Source organism: Pseudodesulfovibrio piezophilus C1TLV30 (assembly GCF_000341895.1).
Lineage (GTDB): Bacteria > Desulfobacterota > Desulfovibrionia > Desulfovibrionales > Desulfovibrionaceae > Pseudodesulfovibrio > Pseudodesulfovibrio piezophilus.
Window position 1 is genome coordinate 407,732 of the sequence record NC_020409.1, and the last position, 19,969, is coordinate 427,700.

At 43.5% G+C, this 19,969-nt stretch carries 20 protein-coding genes and 1 tRNA gene; 8 read left to right on the forward strand and 13 right to left on the reverse strand.

The features are described 5' to 3' along the window. Nucleotides 1-36: 36 nt before the first annotated feature. From BN4_RS02010 to ileS, 7 genes are read right to left on the reverse strand one after another with little or no spacing between them, the layout of a single operon-like run. Nucleotides 37-774: a protein phosphatase CheZ gene (locus tag BN4_RS02010; RefSeq protein WP_015413681.1), complete on the reverse strand. Its 738-nt coding sequence runs from the start codon at nucleotides 772-774 to the stop codon at nucleotides 37-39. Nucleotides 775-792: 18 nt separating this feature from the next. After that, the gene (locus BN4_RS02015; RefSeq protein WP_015413682.1) at nucleotides 793-1,311 is read right to left on the reverse strand and encodes a PilZ domain-containing protein; all 519 of its coding nucleotides are present in this window, start codon (nucleotides 1,309-1,311) and stop codon (nucleotides 793-795) included. Nucleotides 1,312-1,326: 15 nt separating this feature from the next. After that, complete coding sequence (locus tag BN4_RS02020) at nucleotides 1,327-1,764, reverse strand: NIL domain-containing protein (protein WP_015413683.1); 438 nt, start codon at nucleotides 1,762-1,764, stop codon at nucleotides 1,327-1,329. Between the two features lie 59 nt (nucleotides 1,765-1,823). Further along, nucleotides 1,824-2,744, reverse strand: coding sequence for a tetratricopeptide repeat protein (locus tag BN4_RS02025; RefSeq protein ID WP_015413684.1), 921 nt, complete (start codon nucleotides 2,742-2,744; stop codon nucleotides 1,824-1,826). Then, complete coding sequence (locus tag BN4_RS02030; RefSeq protein ID WP_041720085.1) at nucleotides 2,741-2,968, reverse strand: PLD nuclease N-terminal domain-containing protein; 228 nt, start codon at nucleotides 2,966-2,968, stop codon at nucleotides 2,741-2,743. Before BN4_RS02030 ends, BN4_RS02025 begins: the two co-directional genes overlap by 4 nt. Before the next feature lie 28 nt (nucleotides 2,969-2,996). Next, nucleotides 2,997-3,485: a signal peptidase II gene (gene lspA, locus BN4_RS02035; RefSeq protein WP_015413685.1), complete on the reverse strand. Its 489-nt coding sequence runs from the start codon at nucleotides 3,483-3,485 to the stop codon at nucleotides 2,997-2,999. An 8-nt stretch (nucleotides 3,486-3,493) separates the two neighbouring features. Continuing rightward, entirely contained in the window at nucleotides 3,494-6,310 is a 2,817-nt protein-coding gene (ileS, locus tag BN4_RS02040; protein WP_015413686.1) for an isoleucine--tRNA ligase, read from the reverse strand. Nucleotides 6,311-6,520: 210 nt separating this feature from the next. On the opposite strand from ileS, the gene BN4_RS02045 reads away from it, so the two are divergent. Further along, nucleotides 6,521-7,147 carry a tetratricopeptide repeat protein gene (locus tag BN4_RS02045; RefSeq protein ID WP_015413687.1) on the forward strand — a complete coding sequence of 209 codons (627 nt, stop codon included), beginning with the start codon at nucleotides 6,521-6,523 and terminating at the stop codon, nucleotides 7,145-7,147. A gap of 79 nt (nucleotides 7,148-7,226) precedes the next feature. On the opposite strand, the gene epsC is transcribed toward BN4_RS02045, so the two are convergent. From epsC to BN4_RS02070, 5 genes are all read right to left on the reverse strand, one after another. Next, a complete protein-coding gene (gene epsC / locus BN4_RS02050) occupies nucleotides 7,227-8,147 on the reverse strand; it encodes a serine O-acetyltransferase EpsC (protein ID WP_015413688.1) in 921 nt (306 codons plus the stop codon). A 10-nt stretch (nucleotides 8,148-8,157) separates the two neighbouring features. Then, nucleotides 8,158-9,078, reverse strand: coding sequence for a cysteine synthase A (cysK, locus tag BN4_RS02055; RefSeq protein WP_015413689.1), 921 nt, complete (start codon nucleotides 9,076-9,078; stop codon nucleotides 8,158-8,160). A 4-nt stretch (nucleotides 9,079-9,082) separates the two neighbouring features. Next, the gene (gene nifS / locus BN4_RS02060; RefSeq protein WP_015413690.1) at nucleotides 9,083-10,279 is read right to left on the reverse strand and encodes a cysteine desulfurase NifS; all 1,197 of its coding nucleotides are present in this window, start codon (nucleotides 10,277-10,279) and stop codon (nucleotides 9,083-9,085) included. Nucleotides 10,280-10,283: 4 nt separating this feature from the next. Then, nucleotides 10,284-11,135, reverse strand: a complete 852-nt coding sequence (nifU, locus tag BN4_RS02065; protein WP_015413691.1) for a Fe-S cluster assembly protein NifU — start codon at nucleotides 11,133-11,135, stop codon at nucleotides 10,284-10,286. Nucleotides 11,136-11,320: 185 nt separating this feature from the next. Next, on the reverse strand, nucleotides 11,321-11,584 hold the full coding sequence (locus tag BN4_RS02070; RefSeq protein WP_015413692.1) for a DUF493 family protein: 264 nt from the start codon (nucleotides 11,582-11,584) through the stop codon (nucleotides 11,321-11,323). A 189-nt stretch (nucleotides 11,585-11,773) separates the two neighbouring features. On the opposite strand from BN4_RS02070, the gene BN4_RS02075 reads away from it, so the two are divergent. The 7 genes from BN4_RS02075 to ilvN all read left to right on the forward strand — a co-directional run bounded on the left by BN4_RS02075 (nucleotide 11,774) and on the right by ilvN (nucleotide 19,754). After that, a complete protein-coding gene (locus BN4_RS02075) occupies nucleotides 11,774-13,912 on the forward strand; it encodes a two-component system response regulator (protein ID WP_015413693.1) in 2,139 nt (712 codons plus the stop codon). A 41-nt stretch (nucleotides 13,913-13,953) separates the two neighbouring features. Next, the gene (locus BN4_RS02080) at nucleotides 13,954-14,136 is read left to right on the forward strand and encodes a hypothetical protein (RefSeq protein WP_041720086.1); all 183 of its coding nucleotides are present in this window, start codon (nucleotides 13,954-13,956) and stop codon (nucleotides 14,134-14,136) included. 157 nt (nucleotides 14,137-14,293) lie between these two features. Beyond that, the gene (locus BN4_RS02085; RefSeq protein WP_015413694.1) at nucleotides 14,294-14,710 is read left to right on the forward strand and encodes an Hsp20/alpha crystallin family protein; all 417 of its coding nucleotides are present in this window, start codon (nucleotides 14,294-14,296) and stop codon (nucleotides 14,708-14,710) included. 17 nt (nucleotides 14,711-14,727) lie between these two features. Beyond that, nucleotides 14,728-17,184, forward strand: coding sequence for a Lon protease family protein (locus BN4_RS02090; protein WP_015413695.1), 2,457 nt, complete (start codon nucleotides 14,728-14,730; stop codon nucleotides 17,182-17,184). Nucleotides 17,185-17,292: 108 nt separating this feature from the next. Beyond that, nucleotides 17,293-17,460 (forward strand): SpoIIIAC/SpoIIIAD family protein, encoded by a 168-nt coding sequence (locus BN4_RS18205; protein WP_015413696.1) that lies wholly within the window; start codon nucleotides 17,293-17,295, stop codon nucleotides 17,458-17,460. A 346-nt stretch (nucleotides 17,461-17,806) separates the two neighbouring features. Continuing rightward, a complete protein-coding gene (gene ilvB / locus BN4_RS02095; RefSeq protein WP_015413697.1) occupies nucleotides 17,807-19,483 on the forward strand; it encodes an acetolactate synthase large subunit in 1,677 nt (558 codons plus the stop codon). Continuing rightward, nucleotides 19,476-19,754, forward strand: coding sequence for an acetolactate synthase small subunit (gene ilvN, locus BN4_RS02100; RefSeq protein WP_015413698.1), 279 nt, complete (start codon nucleotides 19,476-19,478; stop codon nucleotides 19,752-19,754). Before ilvB ends, ilvN begins: the two co-directional genes overlap by 8 nt. A 102-nt stretch (nucleotides 19,755-19,856) precedes the next feature. Here the strand turns inward: ilvN and BN4_RS02105 are convergent. Continuing rightward, nucleotides 19,857-19,932, reverse strand: a tRNA-Thr gene (locus BN4_RS02105). Between the last annotated feature and the right edge of the window lie 37 nt (nucleotides 19,933-19,969).

A 19,969-nucleotide genomic window follows, 5' to 3' on the forward strand; every position in this document is an offset into this window, starting at 1 on the left:
GAGGGCAAAGTGTATCAGTTCAAGTCCTTCTTGGCGTTAGTCCAGGCCGAGAGAAGCCAGAAGGTCATCTACATCATTTTGATTTGTGTCCGCAGTTGGGCCAGCCAATTTTGATGTTGCTTGTGTTTTGGCTTCTTCGGACATGGACTCAATATCTCGGGTAGGTTGTTCTGCACGCTGCTTGATCATTAATCCTGTTGAAAGCATAACCTCACGCACGATACTCTCAACTTGGCGTATTGAGTTAATGATGATCTTTATCCGTTGTCCTGTAAGGTCCTGAAAACTCATCGTCACCATGATTGTTGAAAGGTCGCTTCCTAGCGTATTGTTGATTTCCTTGAGTTTTTCCCTGTTCTCTTTGGTTACGCCGCCGGATTCAAAACCCGTCACAATTTCAGCTACGATTCCCTGTAAATCTTGAAGATTTTCAACAATTTCAATAATGTCTACTGCTGCTTTTTCTGTGGTTTGAAGAACTGCATCAAGTTGATCCGAAGTTTCACTAAAAAGGTCTTCAGGATTTAAATCAGCTTCAATGCTTTTGATTTCTTTGCCTCCACGCGCAGCTTTAACTTCTTGATAAATTTGTTTGAGTCCAGTCTGAAGATCCTCATTGACTCTGCGATAGAATTCACCTTCAAGCAAAGATTGTGACAAATTTTCAGCAATTTCTTTTTCAACTGCTTTGGTGATGGAATCCTTGAGACTCGATCCCAGCTTAGCAGAGAGTTTCTCCATTATGTCTTTAACAATCTCTTCTTGCCCAATCATTTTTATGCTCCTGAAAAACTACATTTTCGAATTTCTAATTTGTTCTCGTTGTTGTTGGAAAACAAATTGGACTATCGCTTCCATATCTGAGCCTCGTGTCTCCACAAACTCAAAACGGTAGAGCTTGGTATCATCTTCTATGCCTAGGATACGGCCTTTACTACTAACCATGCGCATAGGAATTTGACTGAGAAAAAGAACTATTTCCAGAGCATCTTCTGGATCAATTGTATCGATGGTTCTAAATTTTACTCCAGCGGCAGAAAGTTCTAAAATTTCGACTTCAAGTGGGAAGTCATTTTGAAGGGTATCAGAACTTAAAAGTCCAAGAATGCGGTCAAGCTTCTGGTCCATTTGAGCAAAAAAATGAGTCAGTTCTTCCGGTAGTTTGCTGTTACGAAAAACTTCATCGTAAGGTGACTCCTCACCAACTGCATCTCCCGTGAATTTTTGAGGAGAGGAAAGGTCTTGCATGACTCGTGCGTACCCTTTCAGTCTGACTGGAACACGTGAAAATGTTCTTTTCTCTTCACTCATAAGAGCCCCCGGAGCTTATTTGTTGTCATCCAGGTCGAGGGTCATTGCCTTTACCGGACAGACACGAGTACACATTCCACAGGCAGAACATTTCTCAACATCAAATAGAATTGTTCTATCACTCGCCTCAAGGATGAGGGCATCTGTTGGGCACATCGCAGTGCAGATACCACAATGGATACATGACTCTTCATTGCGAAAGATTTTGTGAGCAACAGGGGTTATTCTGACCCCATTCTCTTTCAGATATCCAATACCTTTATGAAAATCTTCTTCCAGGCCAGTCAACTCCAGTGTCATAGTTCCTTCATGTCGAGGGCTGATATCTGCTTTCAGAAGGTTAAAACTAAGATCAAAGAGACGAGTCAGATTGCAAACAACAGGACGGCCAGAGACTTCTGGTGGAAATGAGAGATAAACTATTTTTCTAAAACCTTTGACAACTTCTTTCATTGGACACCTTGATTGAATAAGTATTGCATAGCAGGGCAAAGCATCGCAAGCTCCACCGATTATTTTGTTTTGTCTAAGAAGCGCTTGGCTTGGGTTGCTTCAACTGATTGAGGGAATTTATCGATTATTTCTTCCATACGCATTTTTGCCAATTCAGGTTTCCCTAAGTAGCTCCAGGAATAGCCTGCTTTGAGTAAAGCCGATTTGTATTTTGAACTTTTCTTGTGTTTTTCAATGACATCTTCAAAGAGGATCGCAGCCCGAGCATAATCCTTAAGTTTATAATAGCATTGTCCCTGCCAAAAAGTAGCACTGGCAGAAAATGCATGCCCTTGAAAAGTATCTGTGAATTCAGCCCAATATGAACGGGCTTTTTCAAAAAGTCCTTCTTTGTAGAGAGCATAAGCTTTATCATAAAGGGCTTTTGCCGGATCATTCTCTTCTTGTTCTTTTTGAACCGGTGGCTGTGATTCATGAATTGATTTTTGTGGCTGCATAGTCGCATTGGAGCTTTGAGGTTCCGCCTCTGTAACATGAGGGGCTAATTTTGTGGAACGCTCTTCTCTGACTTTTGAAAGGTCAACTTGGAGTTGATTTTCAAGAATAAACTCAATTTCATTCAGTTGTTTATTGAGAGAGGTAAGGCTGACTGATGAGTCTGAAGCTCCTATTTGGCGATCCATACGAATGTTGAGGGTATCAAGGTCACCTCTGATGCGGGCTATGTCGCTTCGAAGGGATTGCATTTCTGCCCACATATCTGCAGTTTTTTGCCTCACAGGTGTCTGTGATTTTTCAATATCTTCTTTGAGCAGTTGTTTTGATTCTTGGAGTTCGGCTTCAAGCTGTTTGATTCTGTTAAGATCCTGCCGTCGTTCGATTTGGAGTGTTTCAACATCTGTTTTTGAAACACACCCTGTGAATAGAACTAACAGGAAGATCGCTATAGCAACTGAAGAGTATTGATACGATTTGATCATGTTCTTTTTCTCCCCCTTTTTCTTCCAAGTGAAAGGTACGCCAGAGAACCAAGGATTGGAACAAAAATACAGATTTGAATCCAAAGAACTTTTTCATTCGTTGATTCAAAGTCTCGTTTCCATGCATCAAGTATGGTCCATACTGTAAAAGAAAAACAGAGAAGGACTGCTGTAGCTATGGAGATCAATTGGTTTGAAGTCAAAGCTGAGTAGTCTGGGAACATCGGAAAACTCCTACGCACAAAAGGGGATCTACTGCGATGTCCCTTTGCGTTTGTTGTAAAACATTGAGAGAAGTATGCAACCTGCACCGAGAGTCAGTGCGCAATCTGCAATATTAAAAGCGGGCCAATGATGAGTGCCCAAATAGAAATCCAGAAAATCGACAACGACTCCGAGATGAATCCTGTCAATCAGATTCCCCACAGCTCCTCCAGTAATAAGCCCAAGACCGCTGACCATCCATTTATCAGATGGTTCAGTAGTCTTGAGCATAAATCCGATGAAGCCAAGGGCAATAAAAGTAACAACAATAAACAAAGGGCGTTGCCAACTGATCGTGTCACTATCAAGGAATCCCCAAGCGGCCCCTCTATTGAGGACATGAACCAAATTGAAGAATTCCGGTATAATGGTTTTTCCAGTCCATACTTCCATGGCAGAGGAAATCCATAATTTGGTTGCTTGATCAAGTATGATCACAGCTATGGCCCAAAAGGAAGCAAGCTTGTAGCGGTGCATGAAAAACCTTAGGCGACTGTTTTAAGAACCTGAGAACAGCGTGGACATGCGTCCGGAAAGCTGGGATCTGTGCCCAACTCTTCTGTTATGCGCCAGCAGCGTTCGCATTTGCCTCCAGGTGCGGCTTCAACGGAAACTTTCAGTTCTGGCACCTCTTCATCTTCGTACGCATCGGTTGGGGCATCCTCAAGATGTGCCATTATTACTTTTGAGACAATGAAGAATTCTTGTTCATCCAGAGTTTCTGAATAAATAAGTCTATGGATATCTTCAGATGCGTAAAGAGTAACCTGAGCATCAAGAGATTTACCAACAACGCCGTTTTTGCGATTAGGTTCGATTGCCTTGTTTACCACGCTACGGATCATTGTCAGCTTTTCCCAGTCTGCAAGCTCCGACTCTTTGAGATCGACAGAGTCGGGGGAATATCTGAGAGCGAAGACTGTTTTTGTCTGGTCAAGAGCTCCTTTAATGGCATCTGACATACTCTGGAAAGCTTCTTCGGCCGTAAAGGAGAGAATAGGGGCCATGTCTTGCAGGAGCATGAGCAAAATCTGCCAAAGTACAGTCTGCGCAGAGCGACGTTTGAGGCCACTTTCTTCCTCCACATAGAGCCGGTCTTTGATGATATCGAGATAAAAGGCAGAAAGATCTACAACACAAAGGTTGTGAAGCGTGTGGTAAACTTTGTGGAATTCAAAACTCTTGTACGCATTTTGTATTTCAGCGTGATGTCTGGACACCATATCAAGAGCATATTTATCAAGTGGCAGCAGATCGTTGGCCGCAACTTTCTTTTGAGGGTCAAAATCATTCAGGTTTGACAACAAGTATCTACAGGTATTTCGGATACGCCGGTAAGCGTCTACAAGTCTGTTCAGGGTTTCATCGGATATACGAATATCTTCTTGATAATTGGAAGCAGAGACCCACATACGCAGAATTTCAGCACCATATTTATCTATGATTTCTTGGGGTGCAATGACATTGCCAATCGATTTTGACATCTTGCGTCCTTCGGAATCGACAACATACCCATGGGTGAGTACTGTCTTGTAAGGTGGAACATCACGTGTTCCCATGGATGCAAGAAGCGAGCTGTGGAACCAGCCTCGATGTTGATCTGAACCCTCAAGATATAAATCTGCGGGGAAACGAGTTTCGGGGCGTTGTTCGACAACTGCGGCGTAGCTGGTTCCAGAGTCGAACCAGACATCCAGTATATCTGTCTCCCGCTTCCAGTGAGTGCCGCCGCACTTGGAGCATGTCAATCCTTCTGGAACTATCTCCTCGATTGGCGCTTCAAACCAGTAGTCACATCCTGTTTCGTGCGACGCATACTTATCGCATATATCATAGACCCATTGCGCATCGAACCATGTCTCATCGCAATCTTCACAAATCAGGGCGGAAATGGGAACACCCCAATTCCGTTGACGAGAAATGCACCAATCCGGGCGATTCTTTACCATGTTGTAAATGCGTTCTTCACCCCAGCCAGGGATCCAATCAACCTTATTCCGTATGGCATCCAATGAGCGGTCGCGGAGACTATTTTCATCCATGCCGACAAACCACTGTGTCGTCGCACGAAAGATGACCGGTTTTTTACATCTCCAGCAGTGAGGGTAGGAGTGAGAGATGTCTTCGGAAGCGAGCAGGTTACCAATGTCAGTCAGTTTTTTGATAACAGCAGGGTTTGCTTCCCATACGTTCAATCCTGAGAAAAATTCTACTTCGGGCAGAAATTCTCCACGATCATTCATGGGAGAGTACACTTCCAATCTATATTTGAGTCCTGTCTCAAAATCCTCTCGTCCATGTCCTGGAGCGGTATGAACGCAGCCCGTACCGGTTTCAAGTGTGACATAGTCGGCCAAAACAATAGGAGAAGGGCGGTTGTATATTGGATGTTTGGCTTGAAGCCCTTCAAGTTCGGCACCGCGAATTGTTTTGATGATTTCAGGGGATTCCCAGCCGAATTTGGCCGAACATTCTTCGAGTAGGCCCTCAGCGAGAATATAAAAATCATTATTTGACTTTACAATGGCGTAGTCAAAATCAGGATGTACAGCCACTCCCATATTATCTGGGATTGTCCATGGTGTGGTTGTCCAGATGGCAATATACAGTCTGGAAATATCAATATTACCTAATTTCTGAGCGTTTTCATCCGCCAATGGAAAACGAACATAGATGGATGGAGAGGTGTGGTCTTCATACTCAACTTCCGCCTCGGCTAAAGCTGTACGGCAATCACAACACCAATAAATAGGCTTCTTTCCCCTGACAACACCATCGCGTTCCATGAATTTCCCGAGTTCACGAGCTGTCGCTGCTTCGTATTCCGGATTCATGGTCATGTACGGTGTTTCCCACACACCTAAGACCCCAAGGCGTTTAAACTCTTTTCGTTGCGTATCAAGCCATTTTGCAGCGTAGGATCGACAGATTTTACGAATAGTCAGTGTGTCGAGTTCTTTATTCTTTTTTTTAAGTTCCTGTTCGACCTTATGTTCAATAGGAAGTCCATGGCAGTCCCAGCCCGGTACATATTGAGCTTGTTGCCCTTGTATATTGCGAGATTTGATAACGATATCCTTGAGCACTTTGTTGAGCGCTGTGCCCATGTGAATATGGCCATTTGCATATGGAGGACCATCATGAAGGACGTATTCTTTTTTTGAATCGCTTGCCGCAACCATTTTTTCATATGCTTCTGTGTCCTCCCAAAATTTCAACATCTCAGGCTCCCGTTGCTTGAGATTGGCTTTCATTGGGAATTGGGTTTTAGGCAGAAGCAGGGTTTTCTTATAGTCACTCATGGGGGGCTAGTCCTCCGGAAAAATATATTTCTATGAATAATTGTATCAGCTCAAATGAATCGCAGTAGATTGTTATAACCCGCACAGGAAGTCAAGGGTTACGCCATTTTTACACGAATTTGGAGCTGGTTCAGACTAGTCTAGTTTCAGAGTATTTGTTATGAATCAGACTGAGCCGCACAACAGAAAAAATGAATAAAAGGAATCAAAATGGGTGTTCATAAAAAACAACGGGAAATGGAAGAAGTCAAAAAGAGTTATATCAAAAGGTCCTCATGCTCTCTTTTTGTTGTATTGGCACTCTTCGCTGGCATTTTTATAGGTAATACAGCAACTATGCTCTATCTCGGTCAGGGGAAAGCACTGCCTTCGACTGGTGCTCCAGTTGCTTCTACTCAGCAAGCGAAGCCACATACAGCGGATCCCCAAGCATTGGCGAAACTTGAAGGGCAAGCCAATGCAAATCCGACGAATGCGGAAGCTTGGATCAAGCTTGGTAATTTTTGCTTTGATCATGACCTCCCTCAACAGGCTGTCTCTGCTTATGAAAAAGCCCTTGAGTTGAAACCTATGAATATTGGGGTATGGTCTGACCTTGGCGTTATGTACCGACGTACAAAGCAATTTGAGAAGGCAGTCAATGCGTTTAGTCAAGCTGTCGCTTTAGATCCTACCCATGTCGTTTCCCGATTCAATATGGGAATAGTCTATCTCCATGATTTGAATGATAAGTCAAATGCCCTCAAAGCATGGAAAAAGGTTCTGGAAATAGATAAATTCGCCAAGACACCTAATGGCAAACCTATCGCTGATCTTGTTGCTGAATTAGAAAGATAATAATCTTAATGCCCAGACAGAAAAAAGGGAAGAGAGCACAAAACTCTCTTCCCTTTTTTCTGTCTGGATAGCAGGGGTGTTATATACCGCCTCCATCAACAAAGGATTGCTCCATTGCTCTGGACTGAATCACTTGTGCTCCCACTGGGACATCTCGAGTAATCCATACGTTGCCGCCGATTACAGCGCCTTTCCCAATAGTTATTCTACCCAAGATAGTTGCACCTGCGTAGATGATAACATCGTCTTCTACCAAAGGGTGCCGTGGTAAGCCTTTTATAAGTCTCTCATCTTCGCCTTTGGGAAAACTCTTGGCTCCTAAGGTGACACCTTGGTAAACACGGACATTGTCGCCGATAATGCACGTCTCACCTATGACTGTTCCGGTGCCGTGGTCCATAAAGAAGCTTTTGCCAATAGTTGCACCAGGGTGAATGTCAATTCCAGTGTCGGAATGAGCCATTTCTCCTATGATCCTCGGGATGATATCTACCCCAAGCTTATAGAGCTCATGAGCAATTCGGTGGTTGGTCATCGCCCTAATAGAGGGGTAGCAGAATATGGTCTCTCCATGGGTCTTGGCAGCAGGGTCTCCGTCATATGCTGCTTCGACATCTGTGAGAAGAAGTGCCCTTATAGAAGGGAGACTTCTAACAAAGGCTCTTGCCATTGCACGTGAACGAGTTTCACAATCGTGGCAGCGGTCAATTTGATTTTTGTCACAAACAAAACAATAACCACGGTTAATTTGGTCTGTGAGTTGGCGTTCAACTCGATCAAGCGTGGCTCCGATATAATAGGGCATGGTATCTGGAGTAATCTCAGACGGTCCATAATATCCGGGGAAGAGAACACAGCGAAGATCTTCCACAATAGAAGAAAGCATCTCGACTGATGGCATAGGAACATCTTCGGAATATCTATGTGATATCGGACCACTGTCGCCCGATTCAACGAGCAGGGCAACCACATCGGCTAGGGTGTAATCATCTTCTGTCATTGTTGCCTCATTAATCGAACAGTGGGGTGCTAAGATATCTTTCCCCTGTGTCACAGGCTATAAAAACGATCATTTTTCCTGCGTTCTCTTCACGTTTTGCCAATTCAATGGCGGCAGCGCAATTTGCTCCTGAGGAAATGCCACAAAGGATACCTTCTTGGCTGATCAATTGTTTTGCCATTTCAAAAGCTGTTTCATTATCTATTGTGATGACTTCATCAACGATTTTTGTGTCCATTGTTTCTGGAATAAAACCGGCACCTATTCCTTGAATCATGTGGGGGCCGGGAGTTCCTCCCGAAAGTACCGGGGACGCTGTCGGTTCGACAGCAACGGCCATAAGTCCTGGTTTCTTTTCTTTTAAAATCTCTGCCACTCCGGTAATCGTTCCACCGGTTCCGACACCTGCAACGAAGATGTCAACCTGTCCATCTGTGTCGTCCCAAATTTCCACTCCTGTAGTTATGCGGTGCATTTCAGGATTGGCCGGGTTTTTGAACTGCATGGGCATGAACGCATTTGTGTGTTCAGCAACCAGTGTTTCAGCTTTGGCTATGGCACCTGTCATACCGGTTTGTGCGGGGGTCAAGACGAGTTCTGCACCGAATCCTTTGAGGAGTTTACGGCGTTCAATACTCATGGATTCAGGCATCGTCAGTATAAGGCGAAGTCCCTTTACTGCGCAGATGAAGGCAAGCCCTATTCCGGTATTGCCGCTTGTCGGCTCAATGAGGACGGTTTCTTCATCGATAAGTCCTTCTTTGATAGCGTGTTCAATCATACTGAGAGCTATTCTGTCTTTGACCGAACCACATGGATTATTGAATTCGAGTTTGGCTACTAAGGTCGCGTCGAGTCCGTTGGAAAGCTTGTTGAGTTGAACTAAAGGGGTTCTCCCTATCAATTCAGTCATATCTTTTGCTATCTTCATAATATTACTCCGAAAAACTCTTTGTGCAGGCAGGAGCCATTTTTTCAGCGGAGAAAGGAGAAAGCTTACGTAGGTTTTTAATAAGATCTGGCATGCTTTCCAGTACGAAATCAATCTCTTCATTTGTATTGAATCGACTCAAGCTGAATCGAATTGAACCATGTGCAAAGGTAAAAGGAATCCCCATGGCACGAAGGACATGAGACGGTTCAAGGCTTCCTGAAGTACATGCGGAACCAGAGCTTGCACATATTCCGAGTTGATCCATCATGAGCAGGATGGCTTCGCCTTCAACATATCCAAATGAGATGTTGGATGTATTGGGAAGGCGGCTTTCTTTGTCTCCATTCAAAATAGAGTCGGGAATGCTTGCAAGGAGCCCTGATTCCAGCTTGTCTCTCAGTTGTTTGACCTCAGTCTTTTCCTTCTCCATGTGTTGCATGGCCAGTTGGCAAGCCTTGCCAAGAGCGATGATGCCCGTTGTATTTTCTGTTCCGGCCCGACGACTACGTTCCTGATGGCCTCCAATAAGAAATGGTCGAAAAGGGAGACGTTTTCTGACAAACAAGGCACCGACTCCTTTGGGAGCATGGAGCTTGTGACCGGAGAGAGAAAGCATGTCGATAGGAGCAGAATGCAGGTCGATGGAAACCTTACCGACAGCTTGAACTGCGTCTGTGTGAAATATGACCCCATATTCTTTGGCTATACGCGCCATTTCTTCAATAGGATATATGTTGCCTGTTTCATTATTCGCCCACATAATGGAAATGATGGCTGTGTCCTTTCGAATACTTTTTCTGTATTCATCAAGGTCAAGGCGACCGTGCTCATCTGTGCCGAGATATGTGACCTCATAGCCGTCTTTTTTTGCGAGGAATTTGCACAGACTGAGAACAGCTGGGTGTTCGACGCGGGTCGTAATAATGTGTTTTTTATCAGGCTGCGCATTCAGTGCTGAGCGTATGGCGGTGTTGTCTGATTCTGACCCACACGAAGTAAAAATGATCTCTTCAGGTGAACAGCCGAGGAGGTCGGCTACCTGTTGCCTTGCTTCTGCAATTCGTCCTCCTACTTGTCCTCCAAAGCGATGCATTGATGACGGATTTCCGTACAATTCTGAAAAGAAAGGCTTTATTTCATCAAATACGGCTGGATCAACTTGAGTCGTTGCATTGTTATCCATATAGATGGTTTTCATTTTCCTATGCCTCCTGAACCGTGATAGATGGGTCAACTTTCTCCTTGAGTTTTCCTTCGACAAGATTATTCAAGGTCAGTTGGCTTGATGGGCAGTTGGAACACATCCCCATGAATTTTACCACGACTTCATCTTTATTGATATCTATGAGGCTGATATCTCCGCCATCAGCCTGCAGGAGAGGTCTCACTTCTTCATCAATAACAGATTCGATGAGATGCATGCGTTGAATATTCGTCAAGCCTTGAGCCGGAAATGCCGATTCGGTGGAAGGGGGTTCACAGACTCCTTCACCGCGGGATTCTGCAAGAAGTCTGGCCAAATCATCCACGCATTTTCCGCACCCGCCGCCAGCCTTGGTAAAGTTTGTTATATCTTCAACTGTCTTGAGATCATTTTCTTTGATCGCACGGAGTATTTCTTCATCAAAGATTCCAAAGCATTCACAGATCAGTTCTCCTTCGTGAGAATGTTCTGCTTGAGGTGGTGCTTCACCGCGCATGTTCTTCAAAGCTTGATCCAATGCTTCCTGTCCCATCACGGAGCAGTGCATCTTCTCGCGTGGAAGTCCACCAAGGAACTCGGCAATGTCCTTGTTGGTCAGCTCTTCAGCCTTATCAACAGGCATTCCAATAAGCATTTCGGTGAGAGCTGAGCTGGAGGCTATTGCACTCGCACAGCCAAAAGTCTGAAATTTAGCGTCTGTTATTATTCCATCATTAACCTTGATATAAAGAGTCAACGCGTCTCCGCAGGCAAGAGAACCTACTTCTCCAATGCCATCAGCGTCATCAAGCTTTCCTGCATTTCTGGGGTTCAAAAAATGATCTTTAACCTTGTCGGTGTATTCCCACATGATATTCTCCTGAGATAATAAAACTATTTATATAAATGTGAATACTATACCATGAACGGCTTTATGTCGCTGGTAATATGGTTAATCTAATGTAAGTTCAGAGGAGGACAGTGTAAAGCCAGTAAATAAGAAAACCGACTAAAATAGTCGGCTTTGTCGGGAAAGTGAAAAGGATATTTTAATTATTAGAGGGACATGATACCAGGAACTATGGATACTTTTTCGTAGATATCCATGACCTCTTTGCTGGAGTATGCATGGACCTCGGCTGTCACACTGGTATATTTGCCAGTCTTGGTATTTTTTTTGTTTCTACTTTCGTTTTCTGGGAAAAAATCCTTGATAAGTTGAAGGTTTTCACTCGGAACTATAAATTTAAATACGTATGGGCATGGCCATTCATGGCATTCATCGAGGGTTTCTTTGAAACGTGCTTTTTTCTCAGGCATATGGTTCTCCTTAGCAAATCAGATTGTGGGAAATATATTTAGAGAGAGTCTTTGTCAAATAAATGAAAATGACAGTAGTGGTCTTGCTAAATTGAGTATAATTATAAAACAAATTCGATCAAGGTTTTGCTAGTCTACCAAATGAGTAGATTCCGACCAATCATATTGAGCTGACCTTTCAGGGGTAAAATGAATTATTCTGTAGATATACTCGCTGTCGATGATGAAAGGATCAATTTGAAACTTATCCAGGGTATCCTGCGTGATGAAGATATTAACTTGGTCATGGCTCAGTCTGGTGAAGAAGCTCTCGAATTGATTGAAGGGAATGATTTTGCCGTCGCGCTTTTTGATGTCATGATGCCTGGGATGGACGGTTTTGAATTGGCAGAAAAGTTCCGCAGCATGGAACAGACCTACAACATACCCCTTATCTTTATCACGGCAATAAGTAAGGAACAGCGCCATGTCTTTCGGGGGTACGAGCTTGGTGCAGTCGATTATCTTTTCAAGCCAGTCGAACCGGAGATATTGCGAGGGAAAGTTCACACCTTTGCAGAGTTGCATCGAAATAAAAGAACTTTGGAAGAGACAACTCGCCGGTTGGAGAAGACTATTGAAGAGTTGGAGTCCTCTCGTTTGGCTCTTCAGGATTCTGAGCAGCGGTATCGTATGGTCGCGGACTACAATTATGACTGGGAAAGTTGGATTGATACTGACGGCAGTCCAATTTATGTCTCTCCGGCTTGTGAACGCATTAGCGGTTACCCACCGGATAAATTCCTGGAAAATCCTGATTTTGTTGAGCGTATTATACACAGAGATGATTTGCTTGCCTGGCATAACTATATGTCAGACAAAACATCCGGAGAAGAGCAGGCGATAGATTTTCGCATTAATCATAGAGATGCTCGCGTGCGCTGGGTGAGTCTTATTAAGCATACCATTGAAAATGAAAACGGTGCTCCTTTAGGAATACGGACAAATATACGCGACGTGACCAGCCGCAAACAAATGGAGCAACAACTCAAGCATAGCTCTCTTCATGATCCATTGACAGGGTTACCCAACAGGGCACTGTTTCTTGATCGGGTAAATAGGGCTCTTGACAGAGCTGTTGGTCAGGAAAAGGTCTTTGGGTTGCTTTTTATCAATCTTGATCGGTTTCAGGCCATCAATGATCATTACGGGCATTCCGTAGGTGATAAGGTCCTGGTCAACGTTAGTGTGAGGTTGAGGGAACGCATCCGACCTACTGATACGCTGGCCCGTTTTGGCGGGGATGAGTTTGTGATTCTTTTTGAACAAATTGATCGTAAAGATGATGCGCGAAGCCTGGTGAAAGATATCAAAGAGTGTTTTAGTCAACCATTTGTTATTGATGGTATTGACTTTCCTATTACTGCCAGTTTCGGTTTTGAAGCAGCTCGTAGTAGTCTCCTCAACAAAGATGAACTTGTTCATAATGCTCAGTTGGCAATGTACAAGGCGAAAGAGAAGGGGAAAAATCGCTATGCAGAATACTCTCCTAAAATGCGTGAGGGAATTGTTAATGTCATCGCTGTGGAAAGTGATCTGAAAAGAGCTTTAAAGGAAAAGGAATTCGAGGCTTTCTTTCAACCTATAGTGAATTTGGCAGACGGTTCACTTTATGGATTCGAAGCTCTGGCCCGTTGGGTCCATCCTGAACGTGGTTTGGTTAATCCAGGAGAGTTTATTCCGGTAGCTGAAGAAACGGGCCTTATTGTCGAATTGGGGAGGCAAATTCTTGAGGATGCATGTTCAACACTCAGTCATTGGAGATCGACACATCAAGGAGCGGAAAGCCTCACTATGGCGGTTAATATCTCCGCAAAACAGTTTGCCGAGGCAACGCTTGTTGCCGAAGTGGAGTCGATACTTGATCGATCGGGGTTGCCTCCAGGGAACCTGAAGTTGGAGATCACTGAAACCGTTGTCATGGGGGATGCCATGGAATCAACCAATCGGTTGAATCTCTTGAAATCCCTTGGGCTGATGCTTTCTATTGATGATTTTGGGACAGGGTATTCCTCTATGAGCTATTTGCAAAAATTCCCCATGGATCAACTGAAAATTGATCTAAGTTTTGTACGAAGAATGGAGAAGTCACCAGAGAATATTGAAATTATTAGGGCTATTGTCAATATGGCTCATAGTCTCAGATTAAGAGTTGTTGCTGAGGGAATAGAAACAGAACGGCAACGTGATTTGCTTTATTCCTTGCAATGCGATTATGGACAAGGCTATCTCTATGCCAAGCCGCTTCCAAGGGCGGAAGCGGAATTGTTGCTGGAAAAGTTGAAATAGCAGCGAACTGTCGAATCGTTGAAGTAAGGGAGCCCAATATAATGAACTTGAGCGCACCGCAGTTGATCACCTGGATCATCGGCGTCATCGTTGGCCTACTTGGTATTCTTATTCAATTGGATGTGATGTCAGTCCCGGCCTTGGAAGATCTTGTAAGACCTTTCTGGCTTGTCTCTACGGGATTTGTGATTCTGGCTATTTCGAATTTATTTCGAAGACTTTGATCTTTTTTTTTAGAGTGTTTCGTAGGGGCCTATCGATTTATTCGATAGGCCCCTTGTCGTTATTCAGAATTGTGTGATAATTTATTGCCTATTGATAGGAAGGATTCAGTACTCAATCGCTCGTCAGGGCGGCACAGACTTAGGAGGTTTTGCTTCCATGGCCAACTTGAAATGGTGGAGTCATAATGAAATTAGCCGTATGCGACAGGATATGGATAAAATGTTCGATGAACTCTGCACTGATTTTGATCTTCCAGTTCAGTTTTGTCGAATTTCGGGTGATCTTGAATTTTTCGAAGAAGAGAAAACCCTTGTCGTTCGGTTAGAGCTTGGAACCATAAACCCTGACGATGTCGATGTTTCGGTGCTTGATCGTCGATTGATCATCTCAACGAAAATGATTGAACGCAGTCTTGGTATAACACAATCGGAAACATTAAAAAAAGAAATCAAGTTACCCTGTGTCATTCAGCCTGAAAAAGTTCAAGCATCGTATTCACAGGGGGTGCTTGAAGTTCGACTGCCCAAATGCCCTGATCAAAGTGGGCAACATGTTACCATTACAAAGAAATAAGACAGGGGGATGAATCAATGCCAAAGAGAATACATGCAGAAGTTCCTATTGAGAAACTCAAGTGGACCCTTGATCCCAAAATCCTAAAAATTGCAACAACTGATGATCTTGAACCACAAACCGAGATTATTGGGCAAAAAAGGGGTGTGGAAGCATTTCGCTTTGGTATGGGAATGCATAAAAAAGGATATAATATTTTTGTGACAGGGCAGCCCGGGATAGGCCGATTGTCTTCCGTGAAAAAGCTCCTTGACGAAATGACAGACAAAAACAGAACGCCAGATGATATCTGTTATGTTAATAATTTTAAATCACCAGAGGCCCCTATTCAACTGCGTTTTGAAGCTGGAGAGGGAGGACATTTCAAAAAGGATATGCAGGATTTTCTGGATACCGTGAAGAGAGAAGCTCCACAGCTTTTCGAAAGTGAAGAATATATAGCACGCAAAAATCAAATTGCTGAAGCTCATGAAAAAAAAGTTATGAGTTTTTATAAGGCCATCGAAGACCAAGTTAAGGATACTGGGCTGGTTGTTGTAAGGATGCAGATGGGGCCAATACAACGGCCTGATGTGGTTCCTTTGGTTGATGGGGAACCCAAGCGAATGATTGAATTGGAAGAGATGGTCGAGAATGGTCGGTTTCCTAAAGATGAGTTTGTGCGTCTTCAACAAAAAAGATTGGAGTTGAAGGAAGAAATTGATTCGATTGTGCAAGAATTGAAATTGATTCAAAAGGATGTAGGGAAAAAGCACGAAGAGGTTGATCGATTAATGTTCACCGCACTGGCTCAGGATTTTCTTCAACCTCTTAAAGCAAAATATTCGGATAAGAAGACGTTAACTTATCTGGACTCTGTTCTTGAACATATGGCCGATGACCTTGAGAGTATCAAAGCTTTGGGGTCGACAGGACAACAAGGTCCTCTTCCGGGAATGATGTTTGCGGGGCCTTCGGCTGAAATGGTATTTCAACCATACCAAGTGAATTTATTGGTTGACAATTCAGAATTAGTAGGACCTCCGATCATTGTTGAATCATATCCAACATACAGAAATCTTTTTGGAAGTATAGAGCGGGTACAAGATAGAACAGGGGGATGGCATACTGATTATACAAAGATTAAAGCAGGATCTTTTGTCAAGGCCAACGGTGGCTATCTCGTAATCAATTTAATGGATGCCATATATGAACCAGGGGTTTGGCAAACTCTCAAACGCTCTCTTAAAACCGAGCAAATCGAGATTGAGACATTTGATCCTTACTATTTTATAAGTGCTACAGGGTTAAAGCCGGAGCCTATTGATATGGAGGTTAAGGTTGTCGTCCTTGGCAGTCCTTATTTATACATGATGTTAAAATATTATGATGAAGATGTTCCGAAAATTTTTAAGATACGGGCAGATTATGAATCAAGTATGAACATCTCGGATGATTCGGTGTTGCAAATCGCTCGATTTATTCGGTCTGAAGTTGATAAATGCGGATTGAAGCCTTTTGACGCCAGTGCCCTTGGTGCTGTTATGGAAGAAGCGGTGAGATGGGCAGGTCGGCAGGAAAAAATTTCTACGGCATTCCCCAGTATGGCGGATCTTTTGAGTGAATCCAATTATTACGCCATGAAAGATGAAGTGGAGCAGGTCAATGCTTCTCATGTCAAAGAGGCTATACGTGGCAAGATTTATCGTTCTAACCAAGTTGAAGAACGGCTTCAGGAGATGATCGACAGAGGGAGTCTTCTGGTTGAGACGAAGGGAGCTGTCGTTGGTCAGGTCAATGGATTGGCTGTGTATTCCATGGGCGATTATGCATTTGGAAGACCATCACGAATTACTGCTGTCACGTCTTTGGGGAAGGAGGGGATCATCAACATCGAACGTGAAGCTGAAATGTCAGGTCCAACACATAATAAAGGAATGTTGATTCTTGCCGGTTTTTTAAGAAGTCGTTTCGCTCAGGACAAACCTCTTTCTCTTGCTGCGAGTATTGCTTTTGAGCAGTCATACGGAGGAATTGATGGGGATTCCGCCTCTTCTACGGAGCTTTACGCAATTCTATCCAGTTTGTCGGAGACACCTCTCAAACAAAATATAGCCGTAACTGGGTCTGTCAATCAATATGGTGAAATACAACCAATTGGTGGCGTTAACGAGAAGATAGAAGGCTTCTATCTCTGCTGCAAGAGTGCTGGCCTCACGGGTGATCAAGGGGTCATGATTCCACACCCCAATATTAAGGATCTCATGGTACGAGATGAAGTAATAGATGCTGTTAAAGCCGGTGATTTCCACATTTGGGCAGTGAAGACAGTTGATGAGGGGGTCGAACTCTTGACTGGTGTTCCTGCTGGAGTAAAAGGCAAAAATGGAGATTATCCTAAGAAAAGTATCAATGGTATGGTCAATGCCAAATTGAAAAAGCTCGGTGAGATGCTTATGGCATTGACGAAAGAAGATGATGGTGAAACGAAGTAGGGGAGTTCGTAAAGTTGATTTGCTCAGTGAATTGACAAGCTGTAGTATGCAATGAAATGATTCTATCTTTCATGTTTTATACAGTCTTTCCTATTTGTGAGGTCTTGAATGGATTTATTGAAACTTAATATTTGGCGTAAAATTATTATTATTGCTTATATTGTAAGTCTATTAGCGATGTTTCTTATTGATTGGGGATACCATTTCAATATCGGTCATGTGATTCGACTCGGAGTGGGGGCTCTTGTCTTCTGGGTTGTTGTGGATCGAGTTTAGTCTTGAGAGTGTCTATATTCATAAAACTTGTCTAAAATTTTTTTCAGAAAAAAAATAATTCATTTCTTATTTGCTTGACGGAAACTTATTCATTTGTTTAAAAAACTATAAACAATTCACAAAGGTGATTTCATATGTCTGTTTTTGACACCAGAACTATTCTTAATGTGCTTCTATCTGTAAGCACAGTCGTCGTCGTAGACGTAGTAGTAGGTGATGTCATAAAGGACGCACTTTAGTGGGATTGTAGAATAAAATCAGGATGTTTCTTAACCCCCGTCGGTGCAACCGGCGGGGGTTTTGTTTTGCACTCGCCGGAGACAGATGGGACCTCAGGAGGTTCGACATGCAAATGAGTGGCGCTGAAATCATCATCAAACTTTTGGAACGTCAGGGTGTCAAAGTTATCGCAGGGATTCCTGGTGGAGCAAATCTGCCAATGTATGATGCTCTGAGTAGGAGTAAAAATATTCGCCATGTGCTTGCCCGGCACGAGCAAGGAGCAGGGTTCATTGCTCAGGGGATCGCTCGGGTGACCGGTGAGCCTGCTGTTTTTTTTGCGACATCAGGACCGGGGGCGACAAATACGTTGACAGCCATCGCTGATGCCAAACTTGATTCTATTCCTGTTATTTGCATTACAGGTCAAGTTCCTCTTTCCATGATTGGTACCGACGCTTTTCAAGAAGTTGATACCTATGGACTGAGTGTTCCTATTACAAAGCATAACTTTCTTGTTCGTTCTCCAGAGGACCTTTTTGACGTCATTCCTGATGCCTTTCGTATAGCATCTTCCGGAAGGCCTGGGCCTGTTGTTATTGATATCCCCAAAGATATTCAATCCGCAATCATGGAATTTGATGAATGGCCTTTGCCCGGAAAGAAAGACAGTGAACCGGAATTGATTTTGGCAGAAGTTGAGCGTGCCGCCATGATGATAAATAAGTCCATAAAACCAATTTTATATCTTGGTGGAGGTGTTATCCAGTCCGAAGCGTCAGATGCAGCTCTTTTCTTGGCAGAAAAGGGGAATATTCCATCAGCGTTAACATTAATGGGGTTGGGGCTCATCCCGGATGATCATCAATTAAATTTGGGTATGCTTGGCATGCATGCAGCGCGATATACAAATTTGGCTCTTGAGGAGTGTGATTTGCTAATCGCTGTTGGTGTTCGTTTTGATGATCGTGCAACAGGACGCGTGCCTTCATTTTGCCCACAGGCAAAGATAATTCACATTGATATAGATCCGAGTGAATTGGACAAAATAAAAAATGCTCACGCAACAGTTACTGGTGATGTTGGGAGTGTTTTAAAAGCACTTGCCCCTCTTGTTGTGAAGAAGGATAGAGAGCAATGGCTGCTTCAGGTAAAGAGTCTGAAAGAAGAGAATCCTATGATTATTCCGGATTCCGAAAATCCGAGTTCTCCCTATGGTGTCATTATTAAAGCTGCAGAATTAGCAGGAGAAAAGGCTATCGTTTGTACCGATGTTGGGCAACACCAGATGAGGACAGCTCAAGCATATCCTTTCAAATACCCAAGGCAGTGGTTGACTTCTGGAGGGTTGGGAACAATGGGCTTTGGACTCCCTGCCGCCATTGGAGCCTCCTTGGCTGAACCAGAAAAGTTGATTCTTTGTTTTAGTGGAGATGGGTCCATCATGATGAATATTCAAGATCTTGCGACAGCCATGGAACAAGGGGTGAATGTTAAGATTATCCTGACTAATAATAATGCTCTCGGACTTGTGCGGCAACAGCAGGATCTATTTTATGGTAAACGCTATTATGCATCTGATTATACTCAGAAAGTTGATTTTATTCAGATAGCAAAGGGGTTTGGCGTTGCGACTTATGATTTCTCCACAACAGACGATCCTATTGCTCTATTGATTGAAGCATTTTCAAAGACAGGACCTGCATTGATACATGTCCCGGTGAGCCCGGATGCTCCTGTTTATCCAATGGTTCCTCCAGGAGCAGCAAATTCGGAAATGATAGGAGGGTATAGTAATGACTAGACAAACGGTACTTGAGTTGACAGTGAGTAATCATCCGGGTGTCATGTCCCATATTTGTGGGTTGTTCGCCAGAAGAGCATATAATGTAGAAGGCATTGCCTGTATGCCTGTGAATGGGGGGAAAAGAAGTAAAATCTGGTTACTCGTGAATATTGAACCTCGGCTGGATCAGATGGTCAAACAAGTCGTGAAGTTAGAAGATGTGCTTGTTTTGGAACGTCGGGATAAAGGGCACGCAATCTTTGATACCATGAATGAATTTGTTCAATAAATTCAGGTCGAGGTCCAATCGACAATGGTCTATGTAAAAAAAACGGCCAATTTTATTAAATAAAAAAAGACCAGTCAGTAGTTGACTGGTCTTTGAGTATTCTGGAGCTGACGAGCAGGATTGAACTGCCTACCTCATCCTTACCAAGGATGCGCTCTACCGATTGAGCTACGTCAGCAAATTAACAGGAGATTATGATAAAATTTACTCTAACT

Bases quoted from the DNA above. Each gene is read 5' to 3' on its own strand.
- BN4_RS02045 (WP_015413687.1), top strand. From the start codon at position 6,521: ATGGGTGTTCATAAAAAACAACGGGAAATGGAAGAAGTCAAAAAGAGT.
- nifS (WP_015413690.1), bottom strand. From the start codon at position 10,279: ATGAAAACCATCTATATGGATAACAATGCAACGACTCAAGTTGATCCA.
- BN4_RS02090 (WP_015413695.1), top strand. From the start codon at position 14,728: ATGCCAAAGAGAATACATGCAGAAGTTCCTATTGAGAAACTCAAGTGG.
- BN4_RS02025 (WP_015413684.1), bottom strand. From the start codon at position 2,744: ATGATCAAATCGTATCAATACTCTTCAGTTGCTATAGCGATCTTCCTG.
- BN4_RS02010 (WP_015413681.1), bottom strand. From the start codon at position 774: ATGATTGGGCAAGAAGAGATTGTTAAAGACATAATGGAGAAACTCTCT.
- BN4_RS02080 (WP_041720086.1), top strand. From the start codon at position 13,954: ATGAACTTGAGCGCACCGCAGTTGATCACCTGGATCATCGGCGTCATC.
- ilvB (WP_015413697.1), top strand. From the start codon at position 17,807: ATGCAAATGAGTGGCGCTGAAATCATCATCAAACTTTTGGAACGTCAG.
- BN4_RS02085 (WP_015413694.1), top strand. From the start codon at position 14,294: ATGGCCAACTTGAAATGGTGGAGTCATAATGAAATTAGCCGTATGCGA.
- nifU (WP_015413691.1), bottom strand. From the start codon at position 11,135: ATGTGGGAATACACCGACAAGGTTAAAGATCATTTTTTGAACCCCAGA.
- BN4_RS02015 (WP_015413682.1), bottom strand. From the start codon at position 1,311: ATGAGTGAAGAGAAAAGAACATTTTCACGTGTTCCAGTCAGACTGAAA.
- ileS (WP_015413686.1), bottom strand. From the start codon at position 6,310: ATGAGTGACTATAAGAAAACCCTGCTTCTGCCTAAAACCCAATTCCCA.
- BN4_RS02020 (WP_015413683.1), bottom strand. From the start codon at position 1,764: ATGAAAGAAGTTGTCAAAGGTTTTAGAAAAATAGTTTATCTCTCATTT.
- cysK (WP_015413689.1), bottom strand. From the start codon at position 9,078: ATGAAGATAGCAAAAGATATGACTGAATTGATAGGGAGAACCCCTTTA.
- BN4_RS02075 (WP_015413693.1), top strand. From the start codon at position 11,774: ATGAATTATTCTGTAGATATACTCGCTGTCGATGATGAAAGGATCAAT.
- lspA (WP_015413685.1), bottom strand. From the start codon at position 3,485: ATGCACCGCTACAAGCTTGCTTCCTTTTGGGCCATAGCTGTGATCATA.
- BN4_RS18205 (WP_015413696.1), top strand. From the start codon at position 17,293: ATGGATTTATTGAAACTTAATATTTGGCGTAAAATTATTATTATTGCT.
- BN4_RS02070 (WP_015413692.1), bottom strand. From the start codon at position 11,584: ATGCCTGAGAAAAAAGCACGTTTCAAAGAAACCCTCGATGAATGCCAT.
- epsC (WP_015413688.1), bottom strand. From the start codon at position 8,147: ATGACAGAAGATGATTACACCCTAGCCGATGTGGTTGCCCTGCTCGTT.
- BN4_RS02030 (WP_041720085.1), bottom strand. From the start codon at position 2,968: ATGTTCCCAGACTACTCAGCTTTGACTTCAAACCAATTGATCTCCATA.
- ilvN (WP_015413698.1), top strand. From the start codon at position 19,476: ATGACTAGACAAACGGTACTTGAGTTGACAGTGAGTAATCATCCGGGT.